Raw genomic sequence first — 13,747 nt, forward strand, 5'->3', positions numbered from 1 at the left:
ATATCTGGTCCGATCCGGAGCTTGAACGCAAGTATCGGTGTGTGACAACAGCACAGCAGCAGGACGCCCCTGATGCCTCCTCGGAGTGGAGTTGGCAGCTGCGGGGCCGGTGTCTGACGGTGTCATCGGAGATCTTCTTCCCCGAGGATCATGCGTCACGCCGGGCCCGGCGCGAACGCGAAGAGCAGGCGAAGCGGATCTGCCGCACCTGCCCGGTGCTGAAGACCTGCCGCGAGTACGCGCTGAGCACGCCGGAGCGCTATGGGGTCTGGGGCGCCACCACAGCCCGGGAGCGGCAGCACGCCGCCCAGCGCTGAGCGCCGCGCGATCATCAGGCAGGCTGGGGGAATGAACGTGGCGGAGAACGTCCTGCTTGTGCACTGGCATGACCTGGGCCGACACCTCGGTGCCTATGGGCACGCGGATGTGGTCAGTCCCAATCTCGACCGGCTGGCTGCCGAGGGCATCCTGTTCACCCAGGCGCATGCCACCGCACCGCTGTGCTCGCCGTCGCGCGGTTCGCTGTTCACGGGGCGTTACCCACAGACCAATGGTCTGGTCGGGTTGGCGCACCACGGCTGGGAGTATCGGGCCGGAGTGCGGACGCTGCCGGCGGTCCTCTCGGAGTCCGGTTGGCGCACTGCGCTTTTCGGGATGCAGCATGAGACGAGCTTTCCGCCCCGGTTGGGGTTCGACTCCTATGACGTCTCCAACTCCTACTGTGAGTACGTGGTGCCCCGCGCCATCGAATGGCTTGAACACGCACCGTCACAACCGTTCCTGTTGACCGCGGGGTTCTTCGAAACGCACAGGCCGTATCCGCACGACCGCTACGCGCCGGCCGATCCGGCAGGAGTGGAGCTGCCCGACTACCTGCCCGACACCCCCGAGGTCCGGCAGGATCTGGCCGACTTCCACGGATCGATCACGGTTGCCGACGCCGCCGTCGGTCGCCTGCTGGAGGCGGTGACGGCAAACGGGTTGGACGACAACACCTGGGTCGTGTTCGTCACCGACCACGGTCCGGCACTGCCGCGAGCCAAGTCGACGCTGTATGACGCGGGCACCGGAATCGCGCTCATCGTGCGCCCGCCGAAGTCCCGCAACCTGGAGCCGCGGGTCTACGACGAGCTGTTCAGCGGGGTGGATCTGCTGCCCACACTGCTGGACCTGCTCGGCGTCGAGATCCCGGCCGACGTCGACGGACTGTCGCACGCAAATGCGTTGCTGGCCGGTGCTGCAGAAATTCGGTCTGCGGTCTACACGACGAAGACCTATCACGATTCTTTTGATCCGATCCGAGCCATTCGGACAAAGAAATTCAGCTATATCGAGAATTATGCGGACCGGCCGCTGCTCGATCTGCCCTGGGACATCGAGGAGAGCGCACCGGGACAGGCCGTGGCGGCGCAGGTGAACGCGCCCCGTCCACGCCGGGAACTCTACGATCTGGTCAATGACCCGGGGGAGCAGCACAACCTGCTCACCAGCGCCGACGAGGCTGACATGGAACCTGTCGCGCAGGAGTTGGCGATGCTGCTCAACGAGTGGCGGGAGAAGACCAACGACGTCATCCCCTCCGAGTTCGCCGGCACTCGCATCTCCGAGCGGTACACGCAGACGTATGCGCACATCCAGGGAATTCCCTACCCGAGTCGATCCGCGGTCGCCTCCGAGCGCGGCATTAAAGGCGCGCGGTCGCAATGAATTGACTCAGCATGAGTGAAATGTCTGCGAATGCATTCTTGATACGCGGGTATTACGCTTGCTGACCATGTCGCAGAATCCCACTGCCTATCTCGTTCTGGCGTCCCAGCGCAGTGGCAGCACCCTGCTCGTGGAGTCGCTGCGGGCCACCGGCATGGCCGGTGAACCGCAGGAGTTCTTCCAGTACCTGCCGGACACCAGCATGTCCCCCCAACCGCGCGAATGGTTCGCGGGTGTGCACGACGAGTCGATCCTGCGTCTGCTCGACCCGCTCGTCGAGGGCAAACCCGATCTCGCCCCGGCCGAGATCTGGCGGGACTACATCCGCACCGTCGGGCGCACACCCAACGGCGTGTGGGGCGGCAAGCTCATGTGGAACCAGACGCCACTGCTGCTGCAGCGTGCCAAGGATCTTCCCGACCGGTCCGGCGAGGGACTGCTGGCCGCGATCAGCGATGTCGTCGGCTCGGATCCGGTGCTCATCCACGTCCACCGGCCCGACGTGGTGTCGCAGGCGGTGTCGTTCTGGCGGGCCGTGCAGACCCGGGTCTGGCGCGGCAGGCCTGATCCGGTCCGCGACGCCCGCGCCGAATATCACGCGGGCGCCATCGCGCACGTCGTGAAGATGCTGCGCGATCAGGAGGAGGGCTGGCGGAACTGGTTCGCCGAGGAGGGCGTCGAACCGCTCGACGTGCCCTATCCGGTGTTGTGGCGCAACCTGACTCAGGTGGTCGGCACGGTCCTCGAACACCTGGGCCTCGACCCCCGGCTGGCACCCGCGCCGGTGTTGGAACGACAGGCCGATCAGCGTTCCGACGAATGGGTCGAGCGTTACCACGCCGACGCCGAGAGGGACGGGCTGCCGCGGTGACCGCCACCGACCCGCCGGCCTCGGTGCGTCCCGCAACTGACGACGGACCCGCACTCTGCTCGATGCCCTGAACGGGCGGCGGCGTCAATCATGCTGTCCGGCTGCCGATCCGGACCTCTCGCGCGACAGCGCACGCGAGGGCCCGGCCCACGTCACATGGGCGCGTTCGCGGGCTGGAACACCCCTGAACTGTCGGCCTCCTCCTCAGCGCGGATCACGTGCACCACGGCGTTGATCAACGCCAGGTGGGTGAACGCCTGCGGGAAGTTGCCCAGATGGCGTCCGGTGCGCGGTTCGATCTCCTCCGCGTAGAGGTGCAGGGGACTGGCGAACGACAACAGACGCTCACACAGGTGCCGGGCCCGGTGGATCTCACCGATTTCGACCAGCGCCGACACCAGCCAGAATGAGCAGATCGTGAAGGTGCCCTCCTCGCCGGCCAGACCGTCGTCGGTCTCCTCGACGCGGTAGCGCAGCACCAGACCGTCGTCGGTGAGCTCGTCGGCGATGGCCAGCACCGTGGCCCGGATCCGCGGGTCGTCGGGCGGCAGGAACCGCGTCAGCACCGCCAGCAGCAGGGACGCGTCCAGTGCGTCGTCGCCGTAGCGCTGGGTCAGCACCCCCCGCTTGTCGACGCCATGGGCCAGGACGTCGGCCTTGATCTCCTCGGCGATGGCCCGCCACTGCTGGGCGTAGCTCTTCTCGCCCATCAGCTCGGCCAACTTGGAACCACGGTCGAGCGCGACCCAGCACATGATCTTGCTGGACGTGAAGTGCTGCGGCTCGCCGCGCACCTCCCAGATACCGCGGTCGGGCTGCTTCCAGTGCTTGATGGCCTCTTCGACCTGTTCCTTGAGCACCGGCCAGAGCGTCTCGGGGATCTGCTCCCGCGACTTGGTGTGCAGGTAGACCGAGTCGAGCATGGTGCCCCAGATGTCGTGCTGCATCTGGTCGTAGGCGCCGTTGCCGATGCGCACGGGCCGGGAGTTGTCGTAACCCGACAGGTGCAGCAGCTCCTCTTCGACCAGGCTGCGCTCGCCGCCCACGCCGTACATCACCTGCAGCGGGTGCCGTTCACCGTTGTTGGCTCCCGACACGTCGGCGATGAACGCGAAGAAGTCGTCGGCCTCGCGGTCGAGGCCCAGCGTGTAGAGGCCCCACAACGCGAACGTCGAGTCGCGCACCCAGGCGTAGCGGTAGTCCCAGTTGCGTTCGCCCTGCGGGGTCTCGGGCAGCGACGTGGTGCTCGCGGCGAGCAGCGCACCGGTCGGGGAGTACGTCAGGCCCTTGAGGGTCAGCGCACTGCGCTGCAGGTAAGAGCGCCACGGGTGGTCCGGGAAGTCGCCGATGTTGATCCACTGCCGCCAGCACTCGCTGGTCTGCCACATCTTGTCCGACGCCTCCTCGAACGTCTGAGGCGCCGGATGCTTGGACCAGGACAGTGCGACGAAGGCGTTGTCGCCCTCCTTCATTCGCGTCCGGGCCCGCGCCTCGTGGCCCTCCAGCCCCAACCGCAGATTGGTGGTCAGGCGCAGCGTCGGGTGGGCGTCGGGATTGCGGCTGGCGCGGGCGATCGCCTCGCCGTACGCGGCCGCCGAGTACTCCCAGGTCGCCGGGATTCGGTGGTAGTCGAACGACGGTTCACAGCTCATCACCAGCTCGACCGTCCCGGACACACAGCGCACCGTGCGCAGCAGGATGTGCTCGGCGTCCCAGTCCATGGGCGTGCGGCGGTGGGTGCGGGACCGCGTCTCCAGGTCGTGCCACGGACCCATGACGAGTGCCTCGCGCACGATCAGCCACCCCGTATGGGTCTGCCAGGTGGTCTCCAGGATCAGGCTGCCGGGCAGATAGCGTCGGGCGGCGGGCACCGAGACGCCGTACGGACCGAGCCGGAAATGCCCGGCGCCGCGATCCAGGATCGCGCCGAACACACTGGGCGAATCCGGCCGTGGCACACACAGCCACTCCACCGAGCCCGCCGAGCTGATCAGGCACGTGTTCTCGCAGTCCGAGAGGAAGCCGTAGTCAGCGATCGGGGGGAAAGTGTTGCGCAGCGGACTCGACGGCACGTAGGGCACCGGGGCCGTCACAGTGAAGGGTGGTGTCGCCCCGCTCTCGGTGTCGATTGCCATCCGCCCATCATCGACGGTGTTCCGCCATGCCGTCCACTCATCGGCGAGCAAAGTCCGGCGCGTGCTCGGGCAGCGGCCCGACCGCCACGGCGTAGGCGCCGATGCGGCGCAGCAGTGGCAGCCGGTTGACCACCCGCACCGCGCGTGGCGTCCCGACGATGGGCGCGTCGTCGGCGATGGCACCGGCGATCACCCGGTTCTGAATGATGCGCTGCCCGCCCTGGATCAGGGCCGTGGGCAGCCAGCGCCGCGCCTGCACCCGTGCGAGGTCGCGTGTGGTTACCGAGTGGGTCCGCAGCGGCTCCGCAAGGATCCGGCCCGCCGCGACCGCATCCGCGACGGCGAGGTTGATGCCCACCCCGCCGATCGGCGACATCGCGTGGGCCGCGTCGCCGATGAGCAGCAGGCCGTCGCGGTACCACCTGCGCACGCGGTTGAGCTGGACGTCGAGCAGTTTGACGTCGTCGAACGACGTCAGCGCGTCGAGCTTGGGGGCAAGCCACGGAGCCAGCGTCGTCACGCGGTGCCGGAAAGCCTCGATGCCCTCGGCGCGCAGCACCGCGTCGCTGCCCTTCTGGATCAGGAACGCGATCTGGTAGTAGTCGCCGCGGTCGATCAGGGCCATGCCGCGGCCAGCGTTGAACACGCCGTTGAGCCCCGCGGGATCGGCCTCCGCCCGCGGCAGCCGGAACCACCACACGTCCATCGGCGCGCCGAAGCTGCGGGTGGGGACGCCCGCCGCCCGGCGCAGGGTCGAGGCCCGGCCGTCGCAGGCCACCGTCAACTCCGCGCGCATCGTGGCCGTGGTCCCATCGGACCTGCGGTAAACCACGCCGCTCACCCGGCCGCCGTCGGTCAGCGGCGCGACGACCTCACTGCGGCGAAGCAGGGTGAACGTGGGCTCCTTCGCGGCCGCCCGCGCCAGCATCTCCAGGAAGTCCCACTGCGGCACCAGGGCGATGTGCTTGTGCGGGCCCGGCAGCGTGGTCAGGTCGACGTGCACCGGCGACTCGCCGGCCCGGAACGTCAAACCCTCGATCATTCGATGCGGCAGGGCCGCGAAGTCCTCGGCCAGGCCCAACTCGTCGAGCAGACGCAGCGTGCTGGCGTGCACGGTGTCGCCCCGGAAATCCCGCAGAAAGTCCTGGTGTTTCTCCATCACCGTGACGTCCACGCCGGCGCGCGCGAGCAGCAGGCCCAGCATCATCCCCGCCGGACCACCCCCGGCGATCAGGCACCCGGTCGCCGCCCGCGCCGGGACCTCGCTTCGGTCGGCCACCGTTTGATCGTAGGGTGGTGGCGATGGATGGGTTCCTGAGTTGGTGGGACGGCGTCGAGCTGTGGTTGTCGGGGCTGGGCTTCGTGCTGCAGACACTTGTGGTGATGCCCGTGGTCCTGGCCCTCGCGTACGGCTTGGCGCAGCTGTTGGACGCCGTTTTGGGCAACACCATTCGAGTGCGGAACCGGATCACGGCAGCCGTCCGCGGCCGTGTCGAGACTAAGGACTGACTGGCGTGCCGAGATCCCGTGTGACGTTGGCTTTGGTGGCACTGCTGGTGCTGGTTGTCGTGATGTGGTTGCTGACGCGGTGAGGCGCGAGACGCCGTCGATGAGCAATCTTTGATCGTTCTGTTAGGCTTCGCGCCATGCGTTCGGTGACCGGCACCAGCTGTGGCCATGTCTTGGCCCTGCTTGCCGTGGGTTTCTCCGCCGTCGCTGATGTCTGTTGTTGTCGCTGATCCAATACCCGTCTGTGGTTTTGGTGTCGGGACAGCCACGTTTGAGTGCCTGAGTTCTGACCGTCCACCGTGGTCACGACGGGTCGAAGTACCGACCAATGTCGAACAACTCTGAAAGGCCCCAGTGATCTCAGTGAAAGCCTCTTTGAAGGTGGCCGGTCTGGCCATGACCGCCTCGTTGCTCGCGGCCTGTGGCGGCGGTTCCAGCGACGTCGTCGGGGAGAGCGGAGCATCCGACGCCGACACCACCCTGACCCTGGTGGCGTACGCGGTGCCGGAGCCGGGCTGGAGCAAGGTCATCCCCGCCTTCGCGGCCACCCCGGACGGCAAGGGCGTCGCGGTGACGACGTCGTACGGCGCCTCGGGTGACCAGTCCCGCGCCGTCGTCGACGGCAAGCCCGCCGACATCGTCAACTTCTCCGTCGAGCCCGACGTCACCCGCCTGGTGAAGGCCGACAAGGTGGCCAAGGACTGGAATGCCGACGCCACCAAGGGAATTCCGTTCGGCTCACTGGTCACCTTCGCGGTGCGGCCCGGCAACCCCAAGGGCATCAAGGACTGGCCCGACCTGCTCAAGCCCGGTGTCGAGGTCATCACCCCCAGCCCGCTGAGCTCGGGTGCGGCGAAGTGGAACCTGCTGGCGCCGTACGCGTGGGCCAGCAAGGGCGGCCAGGACCCGCAGGCCGGCCTGGACTACGTCACCGAACTGGTCAACGACCACATCAAGCTGCGTCCCGGCTCCGGTCGCGAGGCCACCGACGTGTTCCGTCAGGGCAGCGGCGACGTGCTGCTGGCCTACGAGAACGAGGCGCTGAACTTCGACCTCGAGCACGTCAACCCGCCGGAGACCTTCAAGATCGAGAACCCGGTCGCCGTCGTCACCACCAGTGCCCATCAGGAGCAGGCCAACGCACTGAAGAACTTCCTCTACACCGCCGAAGCACAGAAGCTGTGGGCCGAGGCCGGATTCCGGCCCGTCGACCCGGCCGTGGCCGCCGAGTTCAAGGACAAGTTCCCCGCCCCGGCCAAACTGTGGACCGTCGCCGACCTGGGCGGCTGGGATGAGGTCGATCCCGCGCTGTTCGACAAGGAGAACGGTTCGATCACCAAGATCTACACCAAGGCCACCGGATGACCACTCTGGACAATCCGGAGGCGATCCGGCCCGAACTCACCCCTGGTGAGTCGGGCCGGTCCCGTCTCCGGATTCCGGGATCGGGGAACCGGTACGGCAGCACGTCACTGCGGGTGGGTGCCGCCACGCTGTGGCTGTCGGTGATCGTGCTCCTGCCGCTGGCCGCGATCCTGTGGCAGTCGGCCAAGGGGGGCTGGGCTGCGTTCTACGCGGCCGTCACCTCGAACGCGGCCATCGAGTCGTTCAAGGTGACCATCGGCATCTCGATCGGCGTGACGATCGTCAACGCCTTCTTCGGCCTGTTGGTGGCCTGGGTGCTCACGCGCGACGACTTTCCCGGGAAACGCCTGGTCGACGCCGTCATCGACCTGCCCTTCGCGCTGCCGACGATCGTCGCGAGCCTGGTGATGCTGGCGCTGTACGGACCGGCGAGTCCGGTGGGCCTGCACCTGCAGCACACCAGGTGGGGCGTCGGCATCGCCCTGCTGTTCGTGACGCTGCCCTTCGTCGTGCGGTCGGTACAACCGGTGCTGCTCGAACTCGACCACGAGGTCGAACAGGCCGCGGCGTCGTTGGGTGCGAGCAACCGGGTGATCTTCACACACGTGATCCTGCCCGCGCTGATGCCTGCGCTGCTGTCCGGTGCGGGGCTGGCCTTCTCCCGGGCCATCGGTGAGTTCGGATCGGTGGTGCTGATCGGCGGTGCGGTTCCCGGTGAGACGGAGGTCTCATCACAGTGGATCCGCACGCTGATCGAGAACGACGACCGCACCGGTGCGGCCGCCATCTCGATTGTGCTGCTGGCGATCTCGTTCGTGGTGCTGTTCATCCTGCGGGCCATCGGTTCACGGGCCGCACGCCGGGAGGAGATGTCGCGATGACTCTGTCACCGGCGGTCCGCTACCTGCTGCGGTTCGTTGCGCTGGCCTACATCGGCATCCTGGTCGTAGTGCCCGTGGGTCTGATCCTTTGGCGCACGCTGCAACCCGGGATCGGTGAGTTCTTCGCGTCGATCTCCACACCCGCGGCGGTGTCCGCGCTGCAGCTGTCGCTGCTGGTGGTGGCGATCGTGGTGCCGCTCAACGTCCTGTTCGGTGTGCCCACCGCCTTGGTGTTGGCGCGCAACAAGTTCCGCGGCAAGAGCATCCTGCAGGCCGTCATCGACCTGCCCTTCGCGGTGTCGCCTGTGGTGGTCGGTGTGGCCCTGATCCTGCTGTGGGGTTCGGCAGGGCTGTTCGGATTCGTTGAGAACGACTTCGGATTCAAGATCATCTTCAGCTTCCCGGGCATCGTCCTGGCCAGCATCTTCGTCACCGTGCCGTTCGTCATCCGCGAAGTGGAACCGGTGCTGCACGAGATCGGCACGGACCAGGAGGAGGCCGCCTCGACCCTGGGGGCGCAGTGGTGGCAGACGTTCTGGCGGATCACGCTGCCGTCGATCCGGTGGGGATTGACTTACGGCGTCGTGCTGACCATCGCCCGCACCCTGGGTGAGTTCGGCGCGGTGATCATGGTGTCGTCGAACCTTCCGGGCACCTCTCAGACCCTCACGCTCCTGGTTGCCGACCGTTACAACCGCGCCAACGAGTACGGCGCCTACGCGATATCGACCGTTCTGATGGCCGTCGCCGTGCTGGTGCTCGTCGTCCAGGTCGTACTCGACGCGCGGCGCACTCAGGCAGCAAAATAGGCCTAACCACCGAAACGAGACACGAATGACGAACGCGATCACCGTCACCGGTGCCAACAAGCACTACGGCGACTTCGCCGCCCTGGACAACGTCGACTTCGTGGTGCCGGCGGGGTCGTTGACCGCGCTGCTGGGGCCGTCCGGATCAGGCAAGTCGACGCTGCTGCGCGCCATCGCCGGCCTCGACGAACCCGACACCGGCACCATCACGATCAACGGTCGCGACGTGACGCGGGTGCCCCCGCAGAAGCGCGGCATCGGCTTTGTGTTCCAGCACTACGCGGCGTTCAAGCACCTCACGGTGCGCGACAACGTGGCTTTCGGGCTCAAGATCCGCAAGCGTCCCAAGGCCGAGATCAACGAGAAGGTCGACAACCTGCTCGAGGTGGTCGGGTTGGCGGGTTTCCAGAGCCGGTATCCCAATCAGCTCTCAGGTGGTCAGCGTCAGCGCATGGCGTTGGCACGCGCTCTGGCCGTTGACCCCGAAGTGCTCCTGCTCGACGAGCCGTTCGGTGCGCTGGACGCCAAGGTGCGGGACGACCTGCGGTCCTGGCTGCGCCGCCTGCACGACGAGGTTCATGTCACAACAGTGCTCGTGACGCACGATCAGGCCGAGGCCCTCGATGTCGCCGATCGGATCGCGGTGCTGAACAAGGGGCGCGTCGAGCAGGTCGGTTCGCCCACCGAGGTGTACGACTCGCCGGCCAACCCCTTCGTGATGTCCTTCCTGGGAACAGTGTCCTCGCTGAATGGAATCCTGGTGCGCCCGCATGACATTCGTGTTGGGCGTAACCCGGAGATGGCCATCGCGGCCGGGGACGGCACCGCCGAGACCACGGGTGTCACACGGGCGACCGTGGACCGCGTGGTGTACCTCGGGTTCGAGGTTCGGGTCGAGTTGACCAGCGCGACGACGCACTCGCAGTTCACCGCCCAGATCACCCGCGGTGACGCCGAGGCGCTCGGCATCAAGGACGGGGACACTGTCTACGTGCGGGCGACCCGGGTGCCGCCGATCGCGGGCAGCGTGCAGGTTCCGGTGGCCGCTGAGGCTGACGACGATGAGGCACTGACCAACGCCTGACGGATTCGGGCGCGCTGTCTCTGGGACGTCCGCGGTCTGTGGCGTCAGATGTGCGTCGAGATCCTCGGCTTCATCGAGTGCTGCGGAGAGTTCGGCTTCGTCGACGCGTGCACAAGTCGCGCCTGTATCGCGAAACCATAAGGGGTGCCGTTCTTCCCGCTGCTGGACGATTCCGCCGGGAGACCGATGCCAGCCCAAAGGCATTCCGGCGGGCGGACAGTTGTGGTGTGGTCGCGCCCAGGCGCCGAAGGACGCAGTCGAGGGATCTTGCAGCGCGGAGCGCTTCGCGCGTGGGCTCAACGCGAAACTCCTTGCCACCCAGGCTTCGCCGCTCCGTTCGTGTGACCGCGACTGGCACGCGTTCCCGCTCTCCAGTGGGCAACCAGAGAGATTGACGCCGTCGACAGTTGTTTGGCGAACGCAGATTTGAGGCTGTCTTGACCTGAAGTTGCGGGAGTGTGTGTGGTACTCCCGCCGTAGGTCGGCGGCTGACCTCTCTTGATCTGTGGACTTGTGACTGCACTTCGGGGCTGGGCGCGCATGTCGGTTGGTGAACGTCGGATCACCGGGGTCGGCGCCGTGATCTCGCCATGCCGGTCCGCTGGAGGGGTCGGGCGCTGCGTGCTTCTCCTCGGCGAATCTCGGAGTGTGCGCAGGGGGTGAGGGCCTGCATCAGATTGTTAGCTGTGAGAACGATCGTGTTTCTGTTTTGAACCTTGGGCACGCGCCCTCGGGGGCGATGACCCCAGGGGCGGGGATGCGCCGTCGGGGGGTCACGCGGTGCGACCTTGCCTAGCGTTGAGTAGGAAATAGAACGCGTTACAGTTGGGCATCCGCTAACTCCCCGGCCTGCTCATCGCGGTTGCCGTCGCCCGGCGTCGGTGGAGGGTTCGGGCGGACAGTCTGGATAAATAAGGTGTTCATCGCCGGTACCAGCCCGCGAATCATTCCAAATATGTAACACCGCTTATGTTGCCAGTATCACTCAGCGGGAATCACTGTGACGTCTATGTCAATTCTTCCTCTAGAGGTGTTAGCATCCTGCCGGTCCTTGCGTCGTGAAGTGTGTTCGGGCTCCGATGGCCCTTACCGAACCCCGTGATATTGGAGTGTTGATGGGTGCCTCGCACTATGTCGGTCGTGTCGGAGCGCTTGCTGTGGCGTTGGGAATCGGGGCTGCGGTAGCGGCTACCGGATCGCCGGAGGCAGCAGCGGAACCATCGGACGGCGGCGCCTCTGAGGCGTCCGGCGCCACGGGTTCGGGTACCGGCGCGTCCGCCGGTGGAGGGGACGCGACCACGGCCGCCGGTCGGCGCGCCGCGCGCAGGGATGCCGCCAGGCAGGTGCGCGATGCGATCGCCGACGGTGCCGAACAACGTGGACCGCGGCGCGGTGGTTCCTCGTCCGGCTCGGAGACCTCCACCGAATCGTCGGCGGGCGAGGACTCGACTGCTGCCCGTCGTGCGGCCGCCAAGAAGCTCGCCAAGCAGGTGCAGGATGCGATCGCCGAGCTCACGGATCAGCTTGGGTCGACCGGCGGCGCACCCCTGCCGAACGTGACTCCGGGTGACGGGGCGGCGCGCGAGACCACCTCGGGCCGGCGTGCGGCGCGCAAGTTGGACGCCAAGGATTCGCAGGGGCTCCGCGCGGCATTCGGCAGCCGCCCCGCGACGACCCGGCTCCTCTCGGGCAGCGCGTCAGGCGCTGCGGCGGCCGAATCGGTGACGGCCTCGGGTGCGTCGAACTCGGTGTCGTTCTCCGTGCAGGACTCCCCGGAGTCGCCCGCCCTCAGCCCGTCTGTCCCCGAATCCCTGAGGGCACTGCCCTCGCTGCCCAAGCTGCCGGTGATCCCGGCCGGTGCTCCGGACACGCTGTTGGCGCTCATGATGCTCGGGGGAACCAGGAACAACGCTGGCGGCGGATCATCCCGTGGATCCGTCCGACAGGATGTGCTGCAGTCGGGGCAGCAGGCGTCCTTGAGCGGGATCGCGAAATCTGTCGCGGATGCTCTCTCGACGACAACTCCCGCGGCCGCACGGACCGCCAGCACAACGAGTGCCGTGGATCCGTTCTTCGCCTCCATCGCATCGCGGCCGATCATCGGCAATGGCGGCTGGCTGATCGGCAACGGGTTGGACGCCGCCGATGACTGCGTGGGCACGGCCTGCAACGGCGGCAACGGCGGCCTGCTGTTCGGAAACGGTGGCAACGGCGCGAACGGTGGAAACGGTGGAAACGCCTACCTGATCGGCAACGGCGGCATCGGTGGTTCAGGCAGCGCCGGTATTGCCGGTGGCGACGGTGGCCGAGGCGGATTCCTGATCGGCAACGGCGGGGCCGCCGGTGCGGGTGGCGCGGGCGCGGCCGGTGGCCGGGGCGGCAACTCGGGCATCTTCGTCGGGCACGGCGGCAAGGGTGGTGCCGGCGGTGTCGGCGCTGACGGCGGCGACGGCGGCAATGGCGGCTGGGTGTTCGGTTACGGCGGTGCCGGCGGTATCGGTGGCGACGGCGGCAACGGTGGCGACGGCGGCTACGCGGGCATGCTCGGCGGACGCGGCGGTGACGGTGGTGCCGGCGGACTCGGTGGTGACGGCGGCGACGGCGGTAACGGTGGCTGGCTGATCGGCGCCGGCGGCACTGGTGGCGCCGGTGGAAACGGCCAGGCGGGTGAAGCCGGTGATCAGGGTGCAGCCGGTGAGAATGGGCTCGCGGGTCAGGACGGTACGGACGGCGGTGACGGCCTCGACGGCGGAGCCGGCGGCCGAGGTGGTCACGGTGGAGCCGGCGGTGCCGGCGGCTGGTTGATCGGTACCGGCGGCGCCGGTGGCGTTGGTGGTGCCGGCGGTGACGGTGGTGACGGTGGCGCCGGTGGATCCGGCGGGGCCGGTGGCGCAGGACTGAGTTCTGCGGTCGCGGCTGGCGGTCACGGCGGCAACGGTGGCAACGGCGGCAACGGCGGCGTCGGTGGAGTGGCTGGCGTGGGTGGCAATGGCGGCACCGGCGGACGGGGCGGCCTGTTCTTCAGCCGAGCCGGGAGCATCGGTGCCGGTGGCGACGGTGGTGACGGCGGCGACGGCGGTCGTGCCGGTGACGGCGGCAGCGGCGGAAATGGCGGCGCTGGAACAACATCCGGCGATGGTGGTGCTGGTGGTGACGGTGGCGATGCCGGTGTTGGTGGTGTTGGTGGTGTCGGTGGCGGCGGATCGTCCACGGGCGCAAGCGGTTCCGATGGTGTGTCCAACATCGGTGGTGGTCATGGTGGTGCCGGTGGTGACGGTGCGGATGCGGTCGTGCCGGGTGGTTCCGGTGGTCATGGTGGTGCCGGTGGTGATGCGGGCACCCATGGCGATGGTGGCCAGGGCGGTGCCGGTGGTGACGGTGCTGAC

12 protein-coding genes are annotated in these 13,747 nt (G+C 67.7%); 10 read left to right on the plus strand and 2 right to left on the minus strand.

The genetic code is table 11. The features are described 5' to 3' along the window. Positions 1-41: 41 nt before the first annotated feature. The 3 genes from A5727_RS19395 (at position 42) to stf0 (ending at position 2,578) form a co-directional block, all read left to right on the plus strand. The gene (locus A5727_RS19395; RefSeq protein WP_068253426.1) at positions 42-317 is read left to right on the plus strand and encodes a WhiB family transcriptional regulator; all 276 of its coding nucleotides are present in this window, start codon (positions 42-44) and stop codon (positions 315-317) included. 31 nt (positions 318-348) lie between these two features. Then, positions 349-1,707, plus strand: coding sequence for a sulfatase family protein (locus tag A5727_RS19400; RefSeq protein ID WP_068253429.1), 1,359 nt, complete (start codon positions 349-351; stop codon positions 1,705-1,707). 67 nt (positions 1,708-1,774) lie between these two features. Beyond that, positions 1,775-2,578, plus strand: coding sequence for a trehalose 2-sulfotransferase (gene stf0 / locus A5727_RS19405; RefSeq protein WP_068253466.1), 804 nt, complete (start codon positions 1,775-1,777; stop codon positions 2,576-2,578). 152 nt (positions 2,579-2,730) lie between these two features. On the opposite strand, the gene A5727_RS19410 is transcribed toward stf0, so the two are convergent. Continuing rightward, positions 2,731-4,713: a glycoside hydrolase family 15 protein gene (locus A5727_RS19410; protein WP_068253431.1), complete on the minus strand. Its 1,983-nt coding sequence runs from the start codon at positions 4,711-4,713 to the stop codon at positions 2,731-2,733. 37 nt (positions 4,714-4,750) lie between these two features. Continuing rightward, complete coding sequence (locus A5727_RS19415; protein WP_068253434.1) at positions 4,751-5,992, minus strand: FAD-dependent oxidoreductase; 1,242 nt, start codon at positions 5,990-5,992, stop codon at positions 4,751-4,753. A gap of 23 nt (positions 5,993-6,015) precedes the next feature. Here A5727_RS19415 and A5727_RS19420 point away from each other — a divergent pair, with 23 nt between their 5' ends. The 7 genes from A5727_RS19420 to A5727_RS27580 all read left to right on the plus strand — a co-directional run. Further along, complete coding sequence (locus A5727_RS19420) at positions 6,016-6,222, plus strand: hypothetical protein (protein ID WP_068253468.1); 207 nt, start codon at positions 6,016-6,018, stop codon at positions 6,220-6,222. A gap of 137 nt (positions 6,223-6,359) precedes the next feature. Then, a complete protein-coding gene (locus tag A5727_RS28485; RefSeq protein WP_353612272.1) occupies positions 6,360-6,452 on the plus strand; it encodes an Ms4533A family Cys-rich leader peptide in 93 nt (30 codons plus the stop codon). A gap of 166 nt (positions 6,453-6,618) precedes the next feature. Then, positions 6,619-7,587, plus strand: coding sequence for a sulfate ABC transporter substrate-binding protein (locus tag A5727_RS19425; RefSeq protein WP_197507703.1), 969 nt, complete (start codon positions 6,619-6,621; stop codon positions 7,585-7,587). Next, complete coding sequence (gene cysT / locus A5727_RS19430) at positions 7,584-8,468, plus strand: sulfate ABC transporter permease subunit CysT (protein ID WP_082949902.1); 885 nt, start codon at positions 7,584-7,586, stop codon at positions 8,466-8,468. Before A5727_RS19425 ends, cysT begins: the two co-directional genes overlap by 4 nt. Further along, a complete protein-coding gene (gene cysW, locus A5727_RS19435; RefSeq protein WP_068253446.1) occupies positions 8,465-9,277 on the plus strand; it encodes a sulfate ABC transporter permease subunit CysW in 813 nt (270 codons plus the stop codon). The genes cysT and cysW overlap by 4 nt, the downstream gene beginning before the upstream one ends. 25 nt (positions 9,278-9,302) lie before the next feature. Beyond that, a complete protein-coding gene (locus A5727_RS19440) occupies positions 9,303-10,361 on the plus strand; it encodes a sulfate/molybdate ABC transporter ATP-binding protein (protein WP_068253449.1) in 1,059 nt (352 codons plus the stop codon). A gap of 1,115 nt (positions 10,362-11,476) precedes the next feature. Beyond that, positions 11,477-13,747 (plus strand): PGRS repeat-containing protein (locus A5727_RS27580; RefSeq protein WP_353612273.1); only part of this gene is annotated, 2,271 nt, incomplete at its 3' end.

The organism is Mycobacterium sp. ACS4331 (assembly GCF_001667265.1).
GTDB lineage: Bacteria > Actinomycetota > Actinomycetes > Mycobacteriales > Mycobacteriaceae > Mycobacterium.

Coding starts and splice junctions, on each gene's coding strand:
- A5727_RS19400 (WP_068253429.1), top strand. CDS start 349: ATGAACGTGGCGGAGAACGTCCTGCTTGTGCACTGGCATGACCTGGGC.
- stf0 (WP_068253466.1), top strand. CDS start 1,775: ATGTCGCAGAATCCCACTGCCTATCTCGTTCTGGCGTCCCAGCGCAGT.
- A5727_RS19410 (WP_068253431.1), bottom strand. CDS start 4,713: ATGGCAATCGACACCGAGAGCGGGGCGACACCACCCTTCACTGTGACG.
- A5727_RS19420 (WP_068253468.1), top strand. CDS start 6,016: ATGGATGGGTTCCTGAGTTGGTGGGACGGCGTCGAGCTGTGGTTGTCG.
- A5727_RS28485 (WP_353612272.1), top strand. CDS start 6,360: ATGCGTTCGGTGACCGGCACCAGCTGTGGCCATGTCTTGGCCCTGCTT.
- A5727_RS19425 (WP_197507703.1), top strand. CDS start 6,619: ATGACCGCCTCGTTGCTCGCGGCCTGTGGCGGCGGTTCCAGCGACGTC.
- cysT (WP_082949902.1), top strand. CDS start 7,584: ATGACCACTCTGGACAATCCGGAGGCGATCCGGCCCGAACTCACCCCT.
- cysW (WP_068253446.1), top strand. CDS start 8,465: ATGACTCTGTCACCGGCGGTCCGCTACCTGCTGCGGTTCGTTGCGCTG.
- A5727_RS19440 (WP_068253449.1), top strand. CDS start 9,303: ATGACGAACGCGATCACCGTCACCGGTGCCAACAAGCACTACGGCGAC.